Source organism: Microcoleus sp. FACHB-831, assembly GCF_014695585.1.
Classification (GTDB): Bacteria; Cyanobacteriota; Cyanobacteriia; order Cyanobacteriales; family FACHB-T130; genus FACHB-831.
Window position 1 is genome coordinate 131,532 of the sequence record NZ_JACJON010000084.1, and the last position, 18,218, is coordinate 149,749.

Below are 18,218 nucleotides of genomic sequence, written 5' to 3' on the forward strand. Positions count from 1 at the left end.
TTTTTTACTCAATCGAATTGTGGTGGTATTTCCGCAGGTGAAAGTACACCTGGATCGGTTGGCGGCTGTGAACTAGCGTCGCCTGGTGATGGTGCAGCTGTTGGAAATGGTGCTTGCGCCCCCGTAGGGACAGGTGATGGAGTCGCAGTAGCAGTTGGCGATGGTGTACCTGGTGCGCCACTAGCAGTTGGTGATGGTGTACCTGGTGCGCCTGGTGCAACGCTTCCTGGTGGAGCAGGGGGTAGCGTAGGTACTACGGGTATAACCGGGCTGGTTGCGGCTCTCGGTTTTGGGGGCGGCGTAGGTACGACGGGTATAACCGGGCTGGTTGCGGCTCTCGGGTTTGAGGGCTTTGCTGGTGGACGCGGACGCCCTGGACGACGAGTATTTGGGCGGGGGGCTGCCCCTGGTTTACTTGGGGATGCTGCTGGTGGACTTGGGCGTAAAACGGGGGGGACAGTTGGTGGCGGTGGCGGTGGTGGGGGTTCAAAGATATCAATACTAACTGACCTATTTATCTCCTCGCCAGCACCAGTTACTTTAAGTGTAAGAGTTGTTTGTGCAGGTTGTTGACTTAGGGGATAGGGTATGTTTCCTTGTAAAGGAACTGTTCCTGGAACAGGAAGAAGTTCAACTTTAGCATCTTTGCCCCCTTCAACTTTCCAAGATAATTTCAGAGGGATAAAGGGTTTATTTTTATTAATTTGAAAAAGATACTTTGGCAAAGCATCTTTTTCATTTATTTTAAAATAGATAATTTTTGGCTGTATTTTTTTGGGATTAATTTTAATAGTATCGGTTTTAACTGAGGTTGCGGCTTCCGTTTCTCCTTTTTTTGGGATGACGGTCATTTCAAAAATATAGTCACCTGGTTGCCGAGCATTGGTGGGTACGTTGGTGCAGGTTAGTTCTTCTTTAAGTTGGCAAAATTTAGCAAGTGACGAGGGGACGCCTTCGCTAAAAGTGTATGGTATCAACGGGCTAGTGACTGCCCCTTCAGGCGATCGCCCAATAATTCTTACTTCTTTGAGTTGGGCTGGGTGGAGGATCTTCCAATTAAGGCTGATACTATTGTCATTCGGGAGTTTGGCTCCAGGGCTGACTAAAGCGTTAGCTTCTTCGTAGACAGGTTTTGTAGAAGACAATTCAACGATCTTGGGGAGAGGCAGCGGTGATATTTTAATCGAACTCGTTTTAAGAGAGTCTGCCACTAACCTTGGCTCGTTTTTGCCAAACATCTGTAGTTCAAAAACATATTCACCTGGTTTTCTGGCATCGGTACGCACGTTTTTGCAGATTAACACTTCCCTAAGCGTGCAAGATTGTTTGAGTTCATCGGGAATACCCCCGCTAAAGTCAAAAACTCTGGGTTGGCTAGAAACTTCTTTATCGCTAGATTGGCTAATAATTTTCACCCCTTGGACTTGCTTGGGGTTGCGGATTTGCCAATTAAGGCGAATGAACTCTCCGCTTGCTTCTTCGTACAAATTGCTATCAGAAGAAAATTCTAGAATTTTTGGGGGTACTGGTGGTTTGAGGAGTAGCAGCCAGATTAGGAAAGCGATCGCGCCTATTGCTCCTAAAACAAGCAAAACTAATAACAGAAACTGCCAGGGCGATCGCGCCTCCCACAGCAAACTTCCCCGTACTGGCTCAGGCGGTAAAGGTAACTGCTGGAGATCTTCAACGTAAACCTCAAACCCGACCACAGCCCCGCCCCCATAGAAAGGACGCCGCCACCACCTATCCGGCTCTACCTCAAGAACAGCAGTAACCGTTTCTCCAGGCAATATCTGCAACCGATCCGGTTTCAAGCTATAAACAGCAACATCATTATTCTCAGAAACCTCCACCACATGGAGCTGGATGTCGCGCTCGGTATTACCCGCATTTGTAAGCCTCACCTCGTAGCGCCCCGCCATGCGTTTCACCTTGCCCAAAATGGTGCGTAGTTCCACATTTAGCAAGTAGACAGGCGGAATCTCAAAGTACAGTACATCCAACAACACTAAGGCTGGATTGTTCGCAGAGTGCAGGCGGATGGTAGGAACGTAAATTCCAGCAAGCGTATAAGGTGGTGGATTAAAAAATAGCAGGATATTACCTTGCTGACCGGGGTTGAGGTCTAATCCATCAGATTGCGTCACCAGCCCTGGTACGTCTAACCCTTCCGGGTAACGCACAGTTAACCATTTTGAATCTACATCCGGGCAAGTGAGGCGAAAACGGTCTACGCGGTCAGAGCGGTTATGAACCTGAACGACAGCTTGCAGCAGTTGTCCGGGTTGAAGAATGGTAGGTGCAAGGGAAGAAGTTACTGGCTCGACTGTGAAGGTTGGATCGTTAACACGGATAGCATCTTGAATTGGAGCTAAAACTTGTAGATTTTGAGAATATCGGATGGGAGTGTCTTCGGGGTAATGCTGCGGAGCGTCAACTACTATGGTGTAGTTGTAAGTCCCAGGTAGAGTTTGGGAAGGTACATTAAACTCAAATACAACCTCGCTGCTCTGTTGCGACCCTAAAGCCATACGCTCGTTAGGAGAAGCGCACCACTGACGCAGATTCTGGGATAACTCATCTATATAAATATCAATAAGTGCGCTCTGACTTCCTTTATTAGTAACAGTGACGCCGAGTTCAAAACTACCGCCTGCTACTACAGCATGATTTCCAGATGGATTGGGAATAATCGCCAGGGGACTCCCTGGAGCCAAAGTTTGAGAGATAACCTCTGCTAGTTGGCTACCTTCTCTTCGGGCAAGAATAACGCGATAGCGCGAAGTACCCTCACTTTGCCTTTCCTGCGCGTACCCCATTTCTATGAGGTCTTCCAGCATAGGCATTACATCTTCTGGCCCCTGACCTATGCCATCGGCTATTTCTGGTAGGGTACACTCTCCCTGACGTATCATCCACCTAACAAGCGGCTGCTGAGAGGTGGGCAGCAAAGGGATCTGGGCTATACTCAGACCACCTGCTTGTTGTTCCTCGCGTTCGGCTCCAAAAGCACCGTACTCGAACCGCTTCTTAGGCATATTAGTTATTAGTTCTTAAATGTTAGTTATTAGTTATTAGCCATTATTTAGCTGTCAACTTTCTAGAACGAGCGATCGCTGACAAAGAATCCCTGACAAATGACAAGTCAAAACTACTTATCGCACTGCAACTGAGGTAATCTATCCACTCGATGTAACCTTACCTCAGTATCATCGCTACCACTAGCAACAAGGATATATTTATCCTCTAGCTTTATGTCTACACTATTAATTTTCGCACCACGCCACCCTCGACCAATGTTGTTACCCTTAGAGAATTGGTCAGCACGCTTACCTTCAAGTGTTAGCGGCCACAGCATCACCTTAGCGTCATCCCCCGAAGAAGCTAAGTAGCAACCATCGTCGCTTAAAGCTACAGAACGAACTGGTTTGCCGCCGTGACCATCTTGCCATTCATCAAGAACTTCACAAGCACCGTTTCCCTCCAGGCAGTTTCCCATGTTCCACAAGGTAATATAGCCCTGGTTATCTGCTGTTACCAAAAGGTTAGGCTGCACGTCTGAACTATCTATACTTGTAATGTAATCGTCTTGGCCTCCTGGTCGATTGTAATTTACTGAAGTAAGCTTTTTAGTCGTCCAGTTCCACAATTTCATCTGGTTGTAGCGTCCAACAATAGCAAGATTTTTATCTTCCTTGCCCACAAATGCGAGACCGTAAATCGCAAAATCTAATTGGTTTTTGAGAATAGGTTGTTTGGCACTATCGGGTTCTGAAGACATATACCGTTCCACATTCCACTGTAAAACCTGGCCGCTACCGTGACCGCTGAATAGATAGCGCGAATCTTTGGTAAACTCTAGAGCCAATACGCGGTCATCTTTTTGAGCAACAAAGGAATCTACAATTCTTTTACGTCCTCCCAATATATTCCAGAGTTGAATTTCTCCATTTTCTAAGCCTGCGGCAACCAAATTATTCTCTACTGGTCTATAACGAATCACGCGCACTGCTTTAGCCGCATTTCCCACAACCTCCCTCTGTTGGTTTATCAATGGATTGAAGAAGCCAATAACATCCCATTTAATTAGTGTTTGGTCGTTCGAGCCACTCACCAACTCGTTGGCGCTGCCATTGATTTGTACGGAATTAACAGGAGCTTGGTGTCCGTAAAAAGGATTATTAGGGTTAAGCCAAGAGAACCACCAAGCTAAAAATAGCAGCAGCACTAATGCAAACAACTGCATCCATATTTGGATAACTGGAAGAACGCGCAGTTGTGCAATTTGGGTGTCATTGCGGACATCCAGCCGCAGGTCAGAGACAATAGCTTTAACTTCAAATAAATATTTTTTTGCTACGCCAAACCAAGGTCGCCGCTGACCGATCACTAACTGCAATTCTGTAGTTTCGCCAGGGGCTAAGTTTGCCTCATGGGGAATAACTTGTAGCTTAAATTTTCGCAGATCTTCGCTAGCGATCGCAGCACTAACTTCTTGGTTTAAATTGCTAAGATTATCAAAGCGTAGTTTGTAAGTAGTAGAGTTAGCTTTTGGTCTAGGGAACCAGCTTAATTTAGCAGGAATTTGCCCAATTGCTGGCGTACAGCTAAAGTCTATTGCCCCACTCGGAAGTACTGTAAGATTGCCTTCAATACTTGATGGCGAGCCGTTATTAGCTAGCGCTTTAATTGCAAAAGGGTATGTTTTGCTAGCAGCTAAAGTGCTAGTAGCTAGTTGACATAAGAAAGTTGTTTCTACTTTGCCGCCAGGACGAAGTTGCACTCGCTGTTCGGCACCGCCTGCTAGCCACGTCGGTTCTACACCCACAAAACTAAGCAGGACATCCACAGTTTTCTGACTTGGATTATAAACTCGCACAGGAACTTCAACGCGATCGCCTGGAATAGCCTGAAATTCTCTTACGGGCAACTCTAGTTTCATCGGAAGTTGTTCTAGACCCTCTTCCAAAACTAGACGTACTATTTGTCTGTCCTCATCTGCCATTTCCAGTGAGAAAATACGCACTGCCAGGTTCATATTTCCCACAAAGCCTGGTACCGGGCTATCAGTTATGACAACAGAAAATTGCGTAGAGTCACCAGGGGGCTTTTTTGCACCAACCGCAGGTGAAAGGCTATACCAGCGATAATTTTGTTCGGCATCAGCACCTGCTGCTGTCACCTCCAACAAAAAAGTAGCAAACTGAGCGCTTTCGTTAGTAACTGTAACTGTAAAGGTTGCGGGCGCACCTCCCGGTCTAAATTTAACTACTTGCGCTGAGACACTAGCACTGATCAGGCTCTTCGGCATTTCTTAAAACTTTACGTTATTGTTAATTTACTTGTAATAAAAGTTAATAGCTGCAACTTAGATTTGGGAGCTTTAAGTTAAAAGCTTGGCGTTATTTTTTAAATCATAACTGATAACTTTTAACTCGACCAATACCTTGTTAACTATTAACTATTACCTATCTAGATCAAAGTAACTTGTCAAACACGCTCTTAGATCCGGTAGGCTTCGCAGGCGCTTGCTCTGGAATATCTGCTTTTAGTAACTGCGTCATTTGTCGCCTGCGAGAGGCGAAATTTAAGATGTTAATTCCTAGCTCTTGAGCGGTGCGAATGGTAGTGCGCGAAAGTGACAATTTTTCGTCCAAACCCCAACCAGATGAAAGGTCGCCGATAAGTAAAACAATCCCACCGCCAACCAAAAGTTGAATCGGCTGTTCGTTAATAGTGGGTAGTGCAGCAAACAAAAACGGCTGCGTCCGCAATGGATGATTTCGGCTCAGGCGTTCCCAGTATTCTAAAGGAGTTCCTAAGTGTTGTGCTAGGGTGGCGATGCTTTCTACTAGCGCTGTACCATCTCTGGGAGCATCTACTAATAGTACGCTGCCTTGATCTAAATAACTTTTGAGGACGTGAAATTGTTGCTCGTTTATAGAGAGCGATCGCCGTCCGGTTAGATAAATAATGTCATAATTTGATTTTTCTGCTCGTTCCAAGGTTTTTAAATTCAGTTCTACAGCTTTCTCTGCTGCTAAAGCAGGATAAAGTGCTGCAACAGAATCGAGTAAGTACGAAACATTGGAAAAGCTTTGTGGTTTAGCAGGCTCAGAATGTTTTACAAAGCCAAAATTTATTACAGTTTGGGGACGCGATCGCGCTTGATTTCTATACCGCAAATCTATATTGTTATAATCTGGAAACAATACATCTTTAGGTGCTTCTAACTGTACTGCACCCGGTCGCAGCAAAATTCGGCAAACTTCTACTTCTAAGTCGCTTGGTGGGCTGTTTTTTTCATCAATTCTGAAAGTTTCCTTAATTATCTCGCTTGTCTCTTTGCGACGCAGTTTTTCAGGATCTACATAACTAACCACCACATATACTGTTTCTTCCTTCGCAGGATCGATAGATAGTCGATAATTTTCGGGTTGGGGAATGACGATCGGATTGCCAGCTAAGTCAATCGCAATTCCAGGCTGAATTTGTAACCAACGTCCATCACGATATGCTGCTGGTACTTCGTTAGGAGCGCTAATCAAAGTTACGCCAAGACCGCAGACAATTCCTGGCTGATTAAGCGACTGGTAGTGAACGCTTTGGCGCTGTCGATGGTATTCATGCGCTCGCCGCCAGCGGTCAGCCGTCATCAGCAAGCCATCTTGTACTTGCAAGCGTTCAAAACTTCTAATGGGTGGTGGTGGAAATGGTTGATTCATAATTAGTTTGGTATTTTTTATTGTTAATTTTCATGCGGCATTAGGCATTTGTTTTCAGTTTTGTAGAAACGCCATACATCGCATTTGAGTTTTTGGTTTACTTCAAATTCATTGGTAATTATTAATTATTTTCTACTTCCTATTGCCTATTGGATATAAAGTTCGTAGGTACAAAAAGCAGGTTTTTCCTGGTCGATTATATAGCGCACTAATTGTTCGCTCACTTGCATCCCTGGATCGGGACGCAGACGGACAATAAAATGAAAAGGCCGTCCTCCCCCTACTATCGAGTTTTCACCCATAGCAGTTGCCCCTAGTTTAAAACCCTCACCGAAGACTTCCTTAATACTGATGTGTTTATCAGTTTCTTCAGGGATATGCTCGTCTAAGGGCAAATCGGTGTAGAGATGTAGATAAAAACGCAAACCCCGGCGAGTACCGCGCCAACGGTAGATCTCCATTGCCTGACGAATTAGACGACGCGATCGCTCCGTACTCCAACGCGGATCTATCTCCCACGCTACCCAGTGAGCCAAAAACGGAAGCATTGCCTCTGGTGCAGTCAAAGGATCTAAATATGCCCACAGCATATCCATTGTCTGCACTGCTGGTTCAAAAGCCTCTTCAAAAATTTTTAGAAACCGAGCAATAAAATCTACTTCACTATAAAGGGCTGGCAAAAAATCTGTGTATAAGCTACGAGGGCGCACATACAGATTAAATGCCGCGGACTCGATCAACTGTCTGCCAGTACCGATTTCTTGATAGTAAATATTAATGCGCCCTGGATAATCTAGCGCTAGCGAACCAGGGGAATTATTGCCACCCATTTCTTCAAAGAAGTTTGCCGGAACCTCAAATTGTAAGCGGGCATCTATCTTCTGACCAGGAGCTAGTTCATTGCCATCTATATTTATGCGACACCAGTTCCAGGGGATGTCGCCCTCAAGTTGCATCCTTAATTGCAGAATTCGCGTCCCCTGGTTTTCTAGATGCACAAACATTTCGCTAGGCTCCCCAGGATGCAGTAGCAGGTCGGAGCTGGTTGCTGTTGATGAATTTGTTGCCAAATTCACCGTCATGGCTAACCCCTGACCCTGGACTGCTTGGGGCAACTGCATGGGAGTGAGTTGCAACCGCATCGGTTGACCGGACAAGCTGTAAGTCATAAAAATTCATTCATGGCGAGGCGTCCCAGCAGATAGCGAAGGATTTAATGGCACAAGGTAAAAAATAGGAAGGATCTAATAAAAGTAATCAGACTGGGAAAACCAGCTTGGTACTTTTGCATGCTTGCTTTTCATTGAATGAGGTTGACGACGTGAGCCGAGGCGGGACGGCGATTACCTGCCCACGAACATATTAGCCCCAGGGGGCCTGGATCGATTACTGGGTCTTGAGGGAGGGTACGCACCCAGCCTTGGTCGTCTTTGCGTAACTCAAACAGTTGTACAACGCCCAAGTAACGCACTCCAGGGGTTTGCTGGAACAACGTAACTATATCCGAAGGGTAAACGGGGCGACCAAATGGCCAGCCCCCGCGTTGTGGCCCTCCGGTGAGGGGGTTGAGAAAGCGGTAGAGGGCGACACGCAATTTAAACAGGATTTCCTGTTGGGCGCGGGGGTTGTTGTATTCCGGATCTAATGCCACTTCTGTTTGCACGGCTACACCAGTGTATTCTGGTTCGTGCAATCGCACTGGCACGCCTAGTAGCCGCCGCTCGTCTAGGTAGGCCATGATTTGCGCTTGCAATTGAGGGCTAAGGGCAAATTGCTCTGGGTTGATTCCTTCGCCGATTCGGATCGCGTCGGTATTGGCGTCGGGTACGATCAGCAGCCTAACCGCACCTGCTTCGCCACCAGAAAGTGCGGGTAGACAGAGGGCGCGAGCAACTGCTCCGGCTCCCGCTTGTAATGTCAAAGCCTCGAAATCTTCTTTGGTGACGGCGCGATCGCGGGTACGCAGCGTTTTAGGCACTCTGATTGCTGCATCTTCTAAAGATTCTGCATCCGACCCGTTCCGCGCTGGCTCGTAGTTGACAACCCTGGAAACGTATGGAACGGCAGTTTTCGGTACTGATATCGCTCCCCTAGCTACATTGCCTCTAACTCCCCCACCAGTGCGGTAAGCAACCATGCGAATCAACGAACCTCGCGGCGGTACTGCACCATATTGACGCGACATATCGTTATCGTCATACTCGCTAGAGACCCCAGCTCTCCCGTCTCTACCAGCAGGCGCTAAAGCTGAAGAATTTAGAGTGGTTAATCCGGTCTCTACACCGCTAAATTGGCCAGCAGATAGTTCCCCATTACCCATTTCGTAACGGCGACGCCATTGGGTTTGCTGTTTGATTTGTCCTGGCTCTCGAACCAGCGGCCCAAATTGAACCGTCCCTGTGAGCGAATCAATTGTATAGTGCAAGTCTTCTGAGCCAGAGTCGGCAAAATCTTTTACCTCGCGCCACCTTTGCGGCATTCCGCCAGGAGGTGTCACCAGAATGTATTCATCTTCCCGACGCTCTAGTAGGGGAATGCCTTGCAATTGGAAGGTTTGCCCTGGCGTGCCATCGCTTACTTCGAGGACTTCATCGCGGATGGTAATACTTTGAGTTGCTCCTACGGTACCGCCAATAGCGCGTGCGCCGAATCCCAGAATTCGGGGGGAACTGCTGTAGCCAGATTGGGTATAGTAGGGGGTCGCGAACATACAGCGCAACCAACGACCTTGATATGCGGTGAATTGCTCAACTGGCCAGCGGTTGGGCATATGTAGTATGACATCTGCTCCCTGGAGGGGGTTATTTCCCTGTTGAGCTAGTTCGCTAAAACTAAATCCTCGCGTGCCATCGTCGGCTTCTTGTAGCAGGACTGATTGCCAGTAAGCACCGTTCCAAGCTTCCCACCGCCGGGGGGGAGCATCGGGGTTGATGCCTGTAGATGTGGCTTCTTCGCCTTTAATGGTAATGGCTATGACGTTGCCTTCTATAGGTTGATCTGGCTCGAATACCAGATAAAAGCAATTCCCAGGCTGGGGTTGGTCGTTGAATATAGATTGTTCTCTACCTTCCCAATGACCGTTAGAGCGTTGAGTCCATAGGTTAGTGAAGCGATCGCGCAATACCTGCGGTACTGTTTCTGCTGTTTCCGCAGTCAGAAAGTGTCTAATTCTAGGCTTGCCGATCGTTAGCGGTGCGTCAGTGCTAAAAACGACTGCTTCTTCGGTTTCTGTCCGTACTGTCGCGACTTCTGTTGCTGCGGGAATGCAGTAACTATCTGGCAGTGCAGTGGTGAGGTAAAAGGTCAGATCTGTCTTAGCTGGTGCGGGTGCTTGGAGACGAATTCCCAGCAACTCTAGAAAGGCGACGTAGTTGCGGCGGGGAACTTGATTAAACCGCAGCAACATTTGGTCGGTCAACCAAGCAAATAACTCTATCAGCGTGATGCCTGGATCGCTGGGGTTGTAATTCGTCCATTCCGGACAGTAGCGCGGGATGCGTTGAAGGCACTCCTCTACTAAGTCCTTAAATTTACGATCGTCTAAATCTGACTTTGGTAATTTGGGAAGAAAATCGAAGTCCACAATTACTCCCCGCCTTGGGATAAATAGAAAGGATAGACTAAACTGCGCGGCTCGTGACGGTCTTTTAGATGGTAATCAATAATAATATCAACCCGGCCCCGAACCGGGTCAGGATCGGTACGCACTGCATCTAATTCGATGCGCGGTTCCCATGTTTCCAATGCTTCGCGGACGTGCAACCGGATCAGCAATAGGGTTTGAGTATTCATCGGCGCAAAGACTAATTCAGACAGGCGAGAGCCGAAATCAGGCCGATAGACACGTTCGCCCACATCCGTCCGCAGGATGAGCCAAATGGATTCTTCGATGTTCCGTTCTGCTGAACTGAGTTGGATGCTTCCTTGGACGGTTAACCGTAAGGGGAAAGCTAATCCAGTACCCAGGTAAGCCTGCTGGTTATCAGGTACTTCTGCCATACAAGTTACTATGAGCCTAGCATCCAGCTACCTTACTAAAAGTGAAAGTGCCCCGACCATTCCCCAAAAGTCGAGTCTGGGGAGAAAAAAGACTGGGACAGCGTGTTTGAATATTATGGCGATTTTCATGTCGCATCTAATACTTCAGAGCAGTTTTTACCCCCGTACATTAGGCTGGATGAATGGCGATCGCGGATTGAACTATGATGAACGCAGCCAACACGTTAAAGCGATCGCAGCGATCGCTGGCTTATGTCGCTTGATAAATACTGCACCACTAGGCTTATTGGTTGGGGCGAAAGTGATGATTCGTTACGCCCATTACTATCTAGTCTAAATGAGCGAGGAGTTGTCCTGCTGCGGGGTGCCCTCAACCAATCCGAACTTGCTTCAATTGCCAGTGCTGCTGCTCAATGTTTCGTGGATATAGAAAGGCTTATCCATGAAACTGGCGCTGCTGGGGTGCTGGATCGTATTCCCCCATCGCATTCATTTAACCAAAGGTCTACATCTGTTAGCCTGGTTGCATTAGATGATTATCTATCGATATGCGAATCGGGCAACACAACAGATAAAGTTTTGTCTATTTTGGCTAATTCGCCAGCTTACGAAATTTTATGCGGCGTGATGGGGAATCAAATATTATGTAATCTTAATCAAGCTCGTTTCAGAAAACAGTATGCTCTGAATAATTATCCTCCGTTACATATGCCTCATAGCTGGCATCAAGATGGAGCTTTGGGCGTCACTTTTAAAGAATTACCAAAACCCAACGAGCAGCCGTATATACAAGAAAGTTTAACGCCATTAATTACTTGTTGGATACCGCTGACGACTTGTGGTTGCGAATCTCCTGGTATCCAGTTTGTTACGCGAAAACTCGATCGGCTCTTGCATTATCAATACCTCAACGATAGAGCGATCGCGGAATTGTTCGAGCCAGATGAGTTTTGGTCGCCAGAACTTAAGTTAGGTGACGTGCTTATATTCCTTAATGGAACTCTACACAAAACATACGTCACCCCCTCGATGAAACAAGATCGTTTGAGCCTAGAGTTTCGCCTGTTTTCTCCATATAAAATTCCACAGTGGATGCAGAAGGACGTATTTAAAGACTTAAGCTATATCAAAGGTAGAACTAGCTAGTACAAGCGTAGCCCGACATTGCCCACCTATCACGGTATTAATACTGTTACTTGTCCAGGGTATACAACCGAAATAACTCCAGCCCACGTACACATACATTTTGATGTGTTATTGAGAGCAGGATAATTGTTGATCAAAACAGTTGGCGAACCTGTTACCCAAGGAGCCGGAATAACAGGCACGCATGGCATAGGGGTCAATACTCCTAGTGCCGCCGCAGTTGCAGACGCCACAGCCGGATTTGCCAGGGAAGTACACATACCAAAAGGCGGAATATTTGCTATAGGAATGTGATCCATAATCGTGGCTGCTAGCGGCCCTCCAGCCATAACTGGTGGCCCCTTTGGAATGACAATCAACGAACTGGGCGCCACGCCAAAGCTGCACATAATCGTTGCACCCATACATACTTGTACAGCCATTTTTTTATCCTCCTGTGCTTAAGTTACGGTAGTTTTTAATAGCTCATTTTTTATTTTTAAGGTTGAGCTGATACTAAGCTTATATTAGTTAATTTTGACTATGCTGCCCTTAATTGTATTTAGACCCGTCGCTTCAACGTTGACTAATGTTCCCTGTATGGTTATACCAGTTTGAGTAATTTCTACCTTATTAGCGCCAACTTTTAAGGTAATTTTTGTGGTTCCTGTAATTTCAATAACGCTAGCGTTGACGCTAATGTTGTTTGCCATTCCAGTTTTTCCGGCTTTTATTTTAATGTCGCCGGTCGAAGTCATGCTGATAGTTTTGTCACTATCATCAAGACGTAATTTATGCAGCCCTTTAGTTTCTATTTCCGCAAATTTTTCAGTGTCGTTTAGCCGGAACCAATGGCCTGGAGGAGTACCAGTCTGGATATAATATCCCCGCTTTTCGCTGCCTTTATCTTCATCTACAAACCATGCCTGATGGCCATAACGGGTTTTGGAAACCCGCAAGCGCACCTTTCCTCCTGCAACCGTGTCACCTATCGTCCTGGGCGTCGGGTCGGTACCGTTCCATACTCCCCCAATTACATACGGACGATGCATATCGCCGTGTTCAAAAGCCACTAGCACTTCGTCATTTATCTCTGGCAACCAGTAAATGCCTCTAGTGTGCCCCGCGCCTGGAGCAACGACTCTAGCCCAGTTGCTGGCGTGATCTTCGGTGAGAGTCGGAAACTTGACTTTGACTCGACCCCACCCTTTTGGGTCGTTATTATCCGTGACAATGCCTACTAGAAGGGTTTGTCCTGGTTGCAGGTGCAGCGGCGGCGATAAAGTTGTTAGGAGATCTCCCGCCCGCAAGCCCCGCACGCTAAACTCTGTGTGGTAGAGGCGATTTTGGAATATGTGACGGGTTTCAGTGACATAGTACTTTCCCGTATACTTTCCCATACCGTCGAGTTTCACTAACCGACCTGGCCTAATCTTGGGGTTTCCCTCACCCTTGGCATCTGCACAGACAAATTCCCCCCCCAGCTCGTTAAATAGAGCTTTGGCCATATTATCTGCTTCTTTGCTAGTGAATACGGGCTGATCCACTACAATCATTTTGGGCGCGGAGGGTTTACCCTTGAAGCTGCTACTTGTGCGAGAACCTTTGCCATTTTGTGTTTCAGTGATTACACTATCGGCACTCGCAGTAGATACAATTGGTTTTTTCGTGCTGTAATCCCAACCCCGCACTTCTACAGAACTCACCTGTTCTGCACTTGTGACTCGAACGCGGAAGCTGTGCAAGTTGCTCAACCATTCAAGATTTATGGTATCGCCGGGGGCGGGTTTGCGGAAGTTTAGCTTGCCATCTTGAACAAATAGTTCAAAGCCATTCCGGGCTGCTCGTTCCCGGAAAAACTCCATATTCGTCTGATTTTCCTGGAAAATGTAGTCATGGGGGCCACCGCTACCGTCAATAGTGCCAGTTGGGATGCCGACTTCACTGGCAATCCTTTTGATAATGTCACTATCGGTCATATTCTGGAAGGAGCGGTTGTAGCGTCCCCTGTGCAACCGATGGGAAACATCGTAACCGCGAATAACTATGGGAGCCTGGGATTGGCTGCTGAAGTGGGTTTCAATCCCCGTGATCTCTCCTTCTATGACATAGCCATGCTGCTCTTGAGAATACTCTGGCGCTTGGCTGGTGCTTGATTTGAAACCGATTTTGACGGCATTACCAATCGCGAACAAGTTTTGGTGACGCCAAGCAGTATCCTGCGGGCGACCGGGAGCATAATCGTTGCGGATTACCAGAGTAAACATGGCTGGTAAATGGAGGCTCTCTTCGACACAGATCTGGAGAATCTCATCCATTAAATCAGCCGGGGCTTTATTGCCCTCAATCTCCAAAAGCGGCAGGGATACATAACTAGGCATAAGCCAAACCTGTGCGAGAGCTTTTGCATCCAGCCTAGAGAAACTGCGATCGCCCGACAATTCCCCAAAGGTCTAATCAACGTTGGTATTGTCTCAAACTCACTCTGAGAACAACTCGTTTGCTTTAACAAAACAGCTTGTTCAGGCTGATCGAAATTACTTCAGCTGCATCTTGCCTAAAGTGGCGGCAATTATTCATTTATTAGACTTGACAGACCGATGCGTGGTTATTTTTTTGCTATTATTTCCGCGATTTTGCCGCTTTATTTTTCCTTGGTTGTGTTTTCAGTCTTTGGGGCTTACTGACCTCCGGAGTGCTGAGAGATTGGGTGGATTCTGGTTCATCGGCTTCTTTGAGAGTTAGGCTATCGATTACGGCACGTACTGGGGTGCCATCAGCCAAAAACATAGTCAGCTTGTAGGTGAGATTTTCGACAACGCAACGCGGCATATATGGGTGTTCTCCCCAGAAAAAGCCATACATGGGTGTTCGTTTTAGTCCTGGAACAAAGATAATAGCGTCCCTAAATTTTTTTATGTGTGCTTGAAATACGTCGATACCGTCTTCATAGGTATCAAACAAAATGTTACTGATGGTGACTGTGGAAGGATTGACATTAGAAAAGCTAACTTTTGATTTTCCTGTTTTCTCTGCTTGTGCGCCTTGATTATCGTTATATTTAACACTACCCGTGAACGTAAGCTCGGTAGGGTTAAACATAAAATGGATGTCTTCACCGCCGCTATCAAGGGCGCTGAGGTAAGCTTTTTCTAATCGCATTATTTTGTTCTCCTATTTAATTTGACTCTCTTTACTAAGGTATCCGGCCTGAATAGTTAGTTCCTCTTCTTTCGCGTTCTATTTCTATCCGCTGTTTTAGCAGACTATATACTTCTCGTGCTAGAAGTTCTATATTGCCAAAATCTTCTTCTTGTGATGAATTATTTACTTCAGGGGCCACTAATGTTACAGGAGCGCTTTGGCTAGAATTTCCCCCTCCTGGCTGTATTGGATTTCCTAATGTGACTGATGATGTGGGTAGTGACGAAATAGCAGATGATTGGATTGCACTATCCGGGCTTATTGTTTGTGACGAATCATGGCTGGAAGACGCTCTGCTACCACTTGGACTAAAGTTTAAAGGTGCAAATTGATCTTCCCATTGACTATCATCTACTAGGGGTTGGACAACTAGAGATTGGCTAGTATCTGATGTACTTGAAAGAGGGCGATCGCTCCCCTGCGCTCCTCCCATTAGTTCCGCTATGTTTGACCAGGATGTTGGTAGTTCTGTATTGGTGGAAAAGCTACTTGATGACCCAGTTTCTTCCTCTGAAGAGCTAATGGTAGGTGGCGTTTGGCTAGGTGCAAGGGAGAGAGGCTTTGTTGATATTAGCTGTGATTTTGCAGATGTTTCCCGCACTATTGGTATGGGTTCAGCTTGTACGGTCGGCAAATAATTACTAGAAAGATTATCTTCACCAGAAATATTAAATGGTGTTGGGTTTCTTTGTATAGTTGGGGAAAGCGTTGGTGAGGGTTCTGCGATCGCTCCTAAATCTGCAAAGTTAGACCGTTGAACCAGGGGTTGAAGAGTGCTTATATTGGTTAATACTGTAGGTAATTGAGGCAGTTCTTGGCTTTGGGAAGGTGGTTCGTTTTCTAACAGAGTTTGGATGACTGGCTGCTGTAGCTGGGGTGTGGAAGTAGGAGTGGCGATCGCCTGTTCAGCGCTTTCTGTTAAAGGTGTATATTGTGTTGGTTCTTGAACCTGCGCGATCGCGTCTTGATTAGCCTCTAATATTTCTGGCTCTGCGAATCTTTGCACAATACTCTGTTGGGGGAGTTTTGTGTCTGGTGTTATTGCTGGTGTAACTGTTGTCTCGGTTGTTTGTGAAACCTCGTTTTGAACCGTTGATAAACTTCCTGGTTCCTGAAAGGCTTGAATAACTCCTAGATCTGATGCTGTTGGATTTGCTGGGGATAGTGTTGTTGGCTGTTCTGCTGCTTGTGTTGTTTCTGTATATGAGGCTGCACTTGGCTCAGAAAATACTGGTGCTGAGAATGGTTGAACAACATTCAGCGGTGACGCTGTACTGCTTTGATTTACTTCCGATGATGTAGGACTAACAGGAGCGATCGCCTGACTCTCTTCTGTTGGAGCTGTGTCTTGAAAAGCTTGGACAACGTTAAAGGGTGGCGCTGCTATATCCGATGTTACCTCATCTTGATTAACGGCTTGGGTGGTGACAGGTGTTTCTGCAAATGCTTGAACAACTGTATTGTTAGCTAATGGTGGGTTTGTACTTACTTCTGCTGATGTTGTTGAGAATTCAACAGGAGCTGTTTCTGTTGTGGAAGTGTTTGAATAAACCGTGTTTCCTTCTGAAAACGGTTGAGCAACTGTATCGTTAGACAGCGTTGTGTTTGTAATCCCTTCCCATGAGTTAGCATTTTCAGTGTCAACCTGAGTTGCTTCTGTTGCAGTTGTGTCTGCAAAAGCTTGGACAACATTGACAGGTGGCGCTGTTGTCCCTACATTAAGCTCGTTTTCGTTAATTTCTTGGCTTGCAACAGGTGTTTCTGCTCTTAAAATATCTCCTGAAAAATTAGTAGGATATGAAGTGGTTGGTTGTGCAAATGCTTGAACAACATTTTGTTCAGGCGTTGTTGTGCTTGTATTAAATTCAGATTGTGGTGCGGCGATCGCGCCATCATCTGTTTCCGCTATGGATGTCGTTGAAGAAAATAAGCCTTGATTTGATTCTGAGTTTTCTATTTCTGGAAACTCTTGAACAAAGCTAAGTGGTGATGTGTTTATAGTTGAGCCAGATGCAGCGATCGCCGTGCTACTTTCTGTAATTTTTTCAGTGTTAGAGCTTTCTGCAAACGCTTGAACAACATTACTTGGTAATCTTGTGTTTTCTCCTACCTCAGCTAGTGCATTTGTCGTGGTAGCAATAGTCGGCGTCTCCACCTCCGTAGTGTTTGCAACAACGTTAACTTCGGGTGTTGTTGTACTGCTAGTTAATTCAGATTTATTTGCAGCTTCTGGAGTGAAATTATGAGCCTGACTATTATTTGTTTCTGAATAGCTTGATGTGCTTGAACTTTCTTCAGTTGGGGTGTTTGCGAACGTATTCAAGCCTGGTTCGGCAAATGCTTGTACAACGTTAACTTCAGGTGTTGTACTTGAACTTTCTTCAGTTGGGGTATATTCTACCGTTTCTAGCTGTGGCTGTATTAAATTATTTTCTGCAAATGCAGTTCTTTCAGGCGCATTAAAACTTGGTTCTGTAAATGCTTCGACAACGTTAACATCGGGTGTTGTGCTTGTAACTTCTTGATTTGTTAACGGCGCTGTTATTTGAGGCGAAGCTTGTATTGTATTTTCTTCATATGTTGCGTTTGAGGCGTTATCAAATCTTGTTTCTGTAAATGCTTGGACAACGTTCACGTCAGGTGTTGTTATATTTGTCGCTTCTTGATATGACGTTGTTAACGGCGCTGTTATTTGAGGCGAAGCTTGTATTGTATTTTCTTCATCCCCTACGTTTGATGCGCTATCGAACCCTGTTTCTGTGAATGCTTGGACAACGTTCACGTCGGTTTTTATGCTTGTAACTTCTTGATTTGTTAACGGCGCTGTTATTTGAGGAGAAGCTTGTATTGTATTTTCTTCATCCGCTACGTTTGATGCGCTATCGAACCCTGTTTCTGTAAATGCTTGGACAACGTTCACATCAGGTGTTGTTATATTTGTCGCTTCTTGATATGACGTTGTTAACGGCGCTGTTATTTGAGGCGAAGCTTGTATTGTATTTTCTTCATATGTTGCGTTTGAGGCGTTATCAAATCTTGTTTCTGTGAATGTTTGGACAACGTTCACGTCAGGTGTTGTTATATTTGTCGCTTCTTGATATGACGTTGTTAACGGCGCTGTTATTTGAGGCGAAGCTTGTATTGTATTTTCTTCATCCCCTACGT

12 protein-coding genes are annotated in these 18,218 nt (G+C 46.0%); 2 read left to right on the top strand and 10 right to left on the bottom strand.

Translation table 11 applies throughout. The features are described 5' to 3' along the window. Positions 1–8: 8 nt before the first annotated feature. The 6 genes from H6F77_RS27210 to H6F77_RS27235 form a co-directional block, all read right to left on the bottom strand. Positions 9–3,038 (bottom strand): COG1470 family protein, encoded by a 3,030-nt coding sequence (locus H6F77_RS27210; RefSeq protein WP_190492037.1) that lies wholly within the window; start codon positions 3,036–3,038, stop codon positions 9–11. Between the two features lie 113 nt (positions 3,039–3,151). Beyond that, positions 3,152–5,311, bottom strand: coding sequence for a WD40 repeat domain-containing protein (locus tag H6F77_RS27215; RefSeq protein ID WP_190492038.1), 2,160 nt, complete (start codon positions 5,309–5,311; stop codon positions 3,152–3,154). Between the two features lie 166 nt (positions 5,312–5,477). Next, the gene (locus tag H6F77_RS27220; protein ID WP_190492039.1) at positions 5,478–6,725 is read right to left on the bottom strand and encodes a DUF4159 domain-containing protein; all 1,248 of its coding nucleotides are present in this window, start codon (positions 6,723–6,725) and stop codon (positions 5,478–5,480) included. Positions 6,726–6,871: 146 nt separating this feature from the next. Then, positions 6,872–7,894: a phage tail protein gene (locus tag H6F77_RS27225; protein WP_190492040.1), complete on the bottom strand. Its 1,023-nt coding sequence runs from the start codon at positions 7,892–7,894 to the stop codon at positions 6,872–6,874. 131 nt (positions 7,895–8,025) lie between these two features. Beyond that, positions 8,026–10,308 carry a putative baseplate assembly protein gene (locus H6F77_RS27230; protein WP_190492041.1) on the bottom strand — a complete coding sequence of 761 codons (2,283 nt, stop codon included), beginning with the start codon at positions 10,306–10,308 and terminating at the stop codon, positions 8,026–8,028. Between the two features lie 2 nt (positions 10,309–10,310). After that, the gene (locus H6F77_RS27235; RefSeq protein ID WP_190492042.1) at positions 10,311–10,724 is read right to left on the bottom strand and encodes a gp25 family contractile injection system sheath assembly initiator; all 414 of its coding nucleotides are present in this window, start codon (positions 10,722–10,724) and stop codon (positions 10,311–10,313) included. A gap of 10 nt (positions 10,725–10,734) precedes the next feature. Between H6F77_RS27235 and H6F77_RS27240 the strand changes: the two genes are divergently transcribed. Together H6F77_RS27240 and H6F77_RS27245 are read left to right on the top strand one after the other, a co-directional pair. Then, positions 10,735–11,061 (top strand): hypothetical protein, encoded by a 327-nt coding sequence (locus tag H6F77_RS27240; protein ID WP_190492043.1) that lies wholly within the window; start codon positions 10,735–10,737, stop codon positions 11,059–11,061. Further along, complete coding sequence (locus H6F77_RS27245; RefSeq protein WP_190492044.1) at positions 10,977–11,870, top strand: phytanoyl-CoA dioxygenase family protein; 894 nt, start codon at positions 10,977–10,979, stop codon at positions 11,868–11,870. Before H6F77_RS27240 ends, H6F77_RS27245 begins: the two co-directional genes overlap by 85 nt. Positions 11,871–11,899: 29 nt before the next feature. Here the strand turns inward: H6F77_RS27245 and H6F77_RS27250 are convergent, their stop codons facing one another. The 4 genes from H6F77_RS27250 to H6F77_RS27265 all read right to left on the bottom strand — a co-directional run. Further along, on the bottom strand, positions 11,900–12,292 hold the full coding sequence (locus tag H6F77_RS27250; protein WP_190492045.1) for a DUF4280 domain-containing protein: 393 nt from the start codon (positions 12,290–12,292) through the stop codon (positions 11,900–11,902). Between the two features lie 84 nt (positions 12,293–12,376). Continuing rightward, positions 12,377–14,230, bottom strand: coding sequence for a VgrG-related protein (locus H6F77_RS27255; RefSeq protein WP_190492046.1), 1,854 nt, complete (start codon positions 14,228–14,230; stop codon positions 12,377–12,379). A gap of 241 nt (positions 14,231–14,471) precedes the next feature. Then, positions 14,472–15,011, bottom strand: coding sequence for a CIS tube protein (locus H6F77_RS27260; RefSeq protein WP_190492047.1), 540 nt, complete (start codon positions 15,009–15,011; stop codon positions 14,472–14,474). 34 nt (positions 15,012–15,045) lie between these two features. Beyond that, positions 15,046–18,218 (bottom strand): hypothetical protein (locus tag H6F77_RS27265; protein ID WP_206753500.1); only part of this gene is annotated, 3,173 nt, incomplete at its 5' end.

Coding starts and splice junctions, on each gene's coding strand:
- H6F77_RS27210 (WP_190492037.1), bottom strand. CDS start 3,038: ATGCCTAAGAAGCGGTTCGAGTACGGTGCTTTTGGAGCCGAACGCGAG.
- H6F77_RS27215 (WP_190492038.1), bottom strand. CDS start 5,311: ATGCCGAAGAGCCTGATCAGTGCTAGTGTCTCAGCGCAAGTAGTTAAA.
- H6F77_RS27220 (WP_190492039.1), bottom strand. CDS start 6,725: ATGAATCAACCATTTCCACCACCACCCATTAGAAGTTTTGAACGCTTG.
- H6F77_RS27225 (WP_190492040.1), bottom strand. CDS start 7,894: ATGACTTACAGCTTGTCCGGTCAACCGATGCGGTTGCAACTCACTCCC.
- H6F77_RS27235 (WP_190492042.1), bottom strand. CDS start 10,724: ATGGCAGAAGTACCTGATAACCAGCAGGCTTACCTGGGTACTGGATTA.
- H6F77_RS27240 (WP_190492043.1), top strand. CDS start 10,735: ATGAGCCTAGCATCCAGCTACCTTACTAAAAGTGAAAGTGCCCCGACC.
- H6F77_RS27245 (WP_190492044.1), top strand. CDS start 10,977: ATGTCGCTTGATAAATACTGCACCACTAGGCTTATTGGTTGGGGCGAA.
- H6F77_RS27250 (WP_190492045.1), bottom strand. CDS start 12,292: ATGGCTGTACAAGTATGTATGGGTGCAACGATTATGTGCAGCTTTGGC.
- H6F77_RS27255 (WP_190492046.1), bottom strand. CDS start 14,230: ATGCCTAGTTATGTATCCCTGCCGCTTTTGGAGATTGAGGGCAATAAA.
- H6F77_RS27260 (WP_190492047.1), bottom strand. CDS start 15,011: ATGCGATTAGAAAAAGCTTACCTCAGCGCCCTTGATAGCGGCGGTGAA.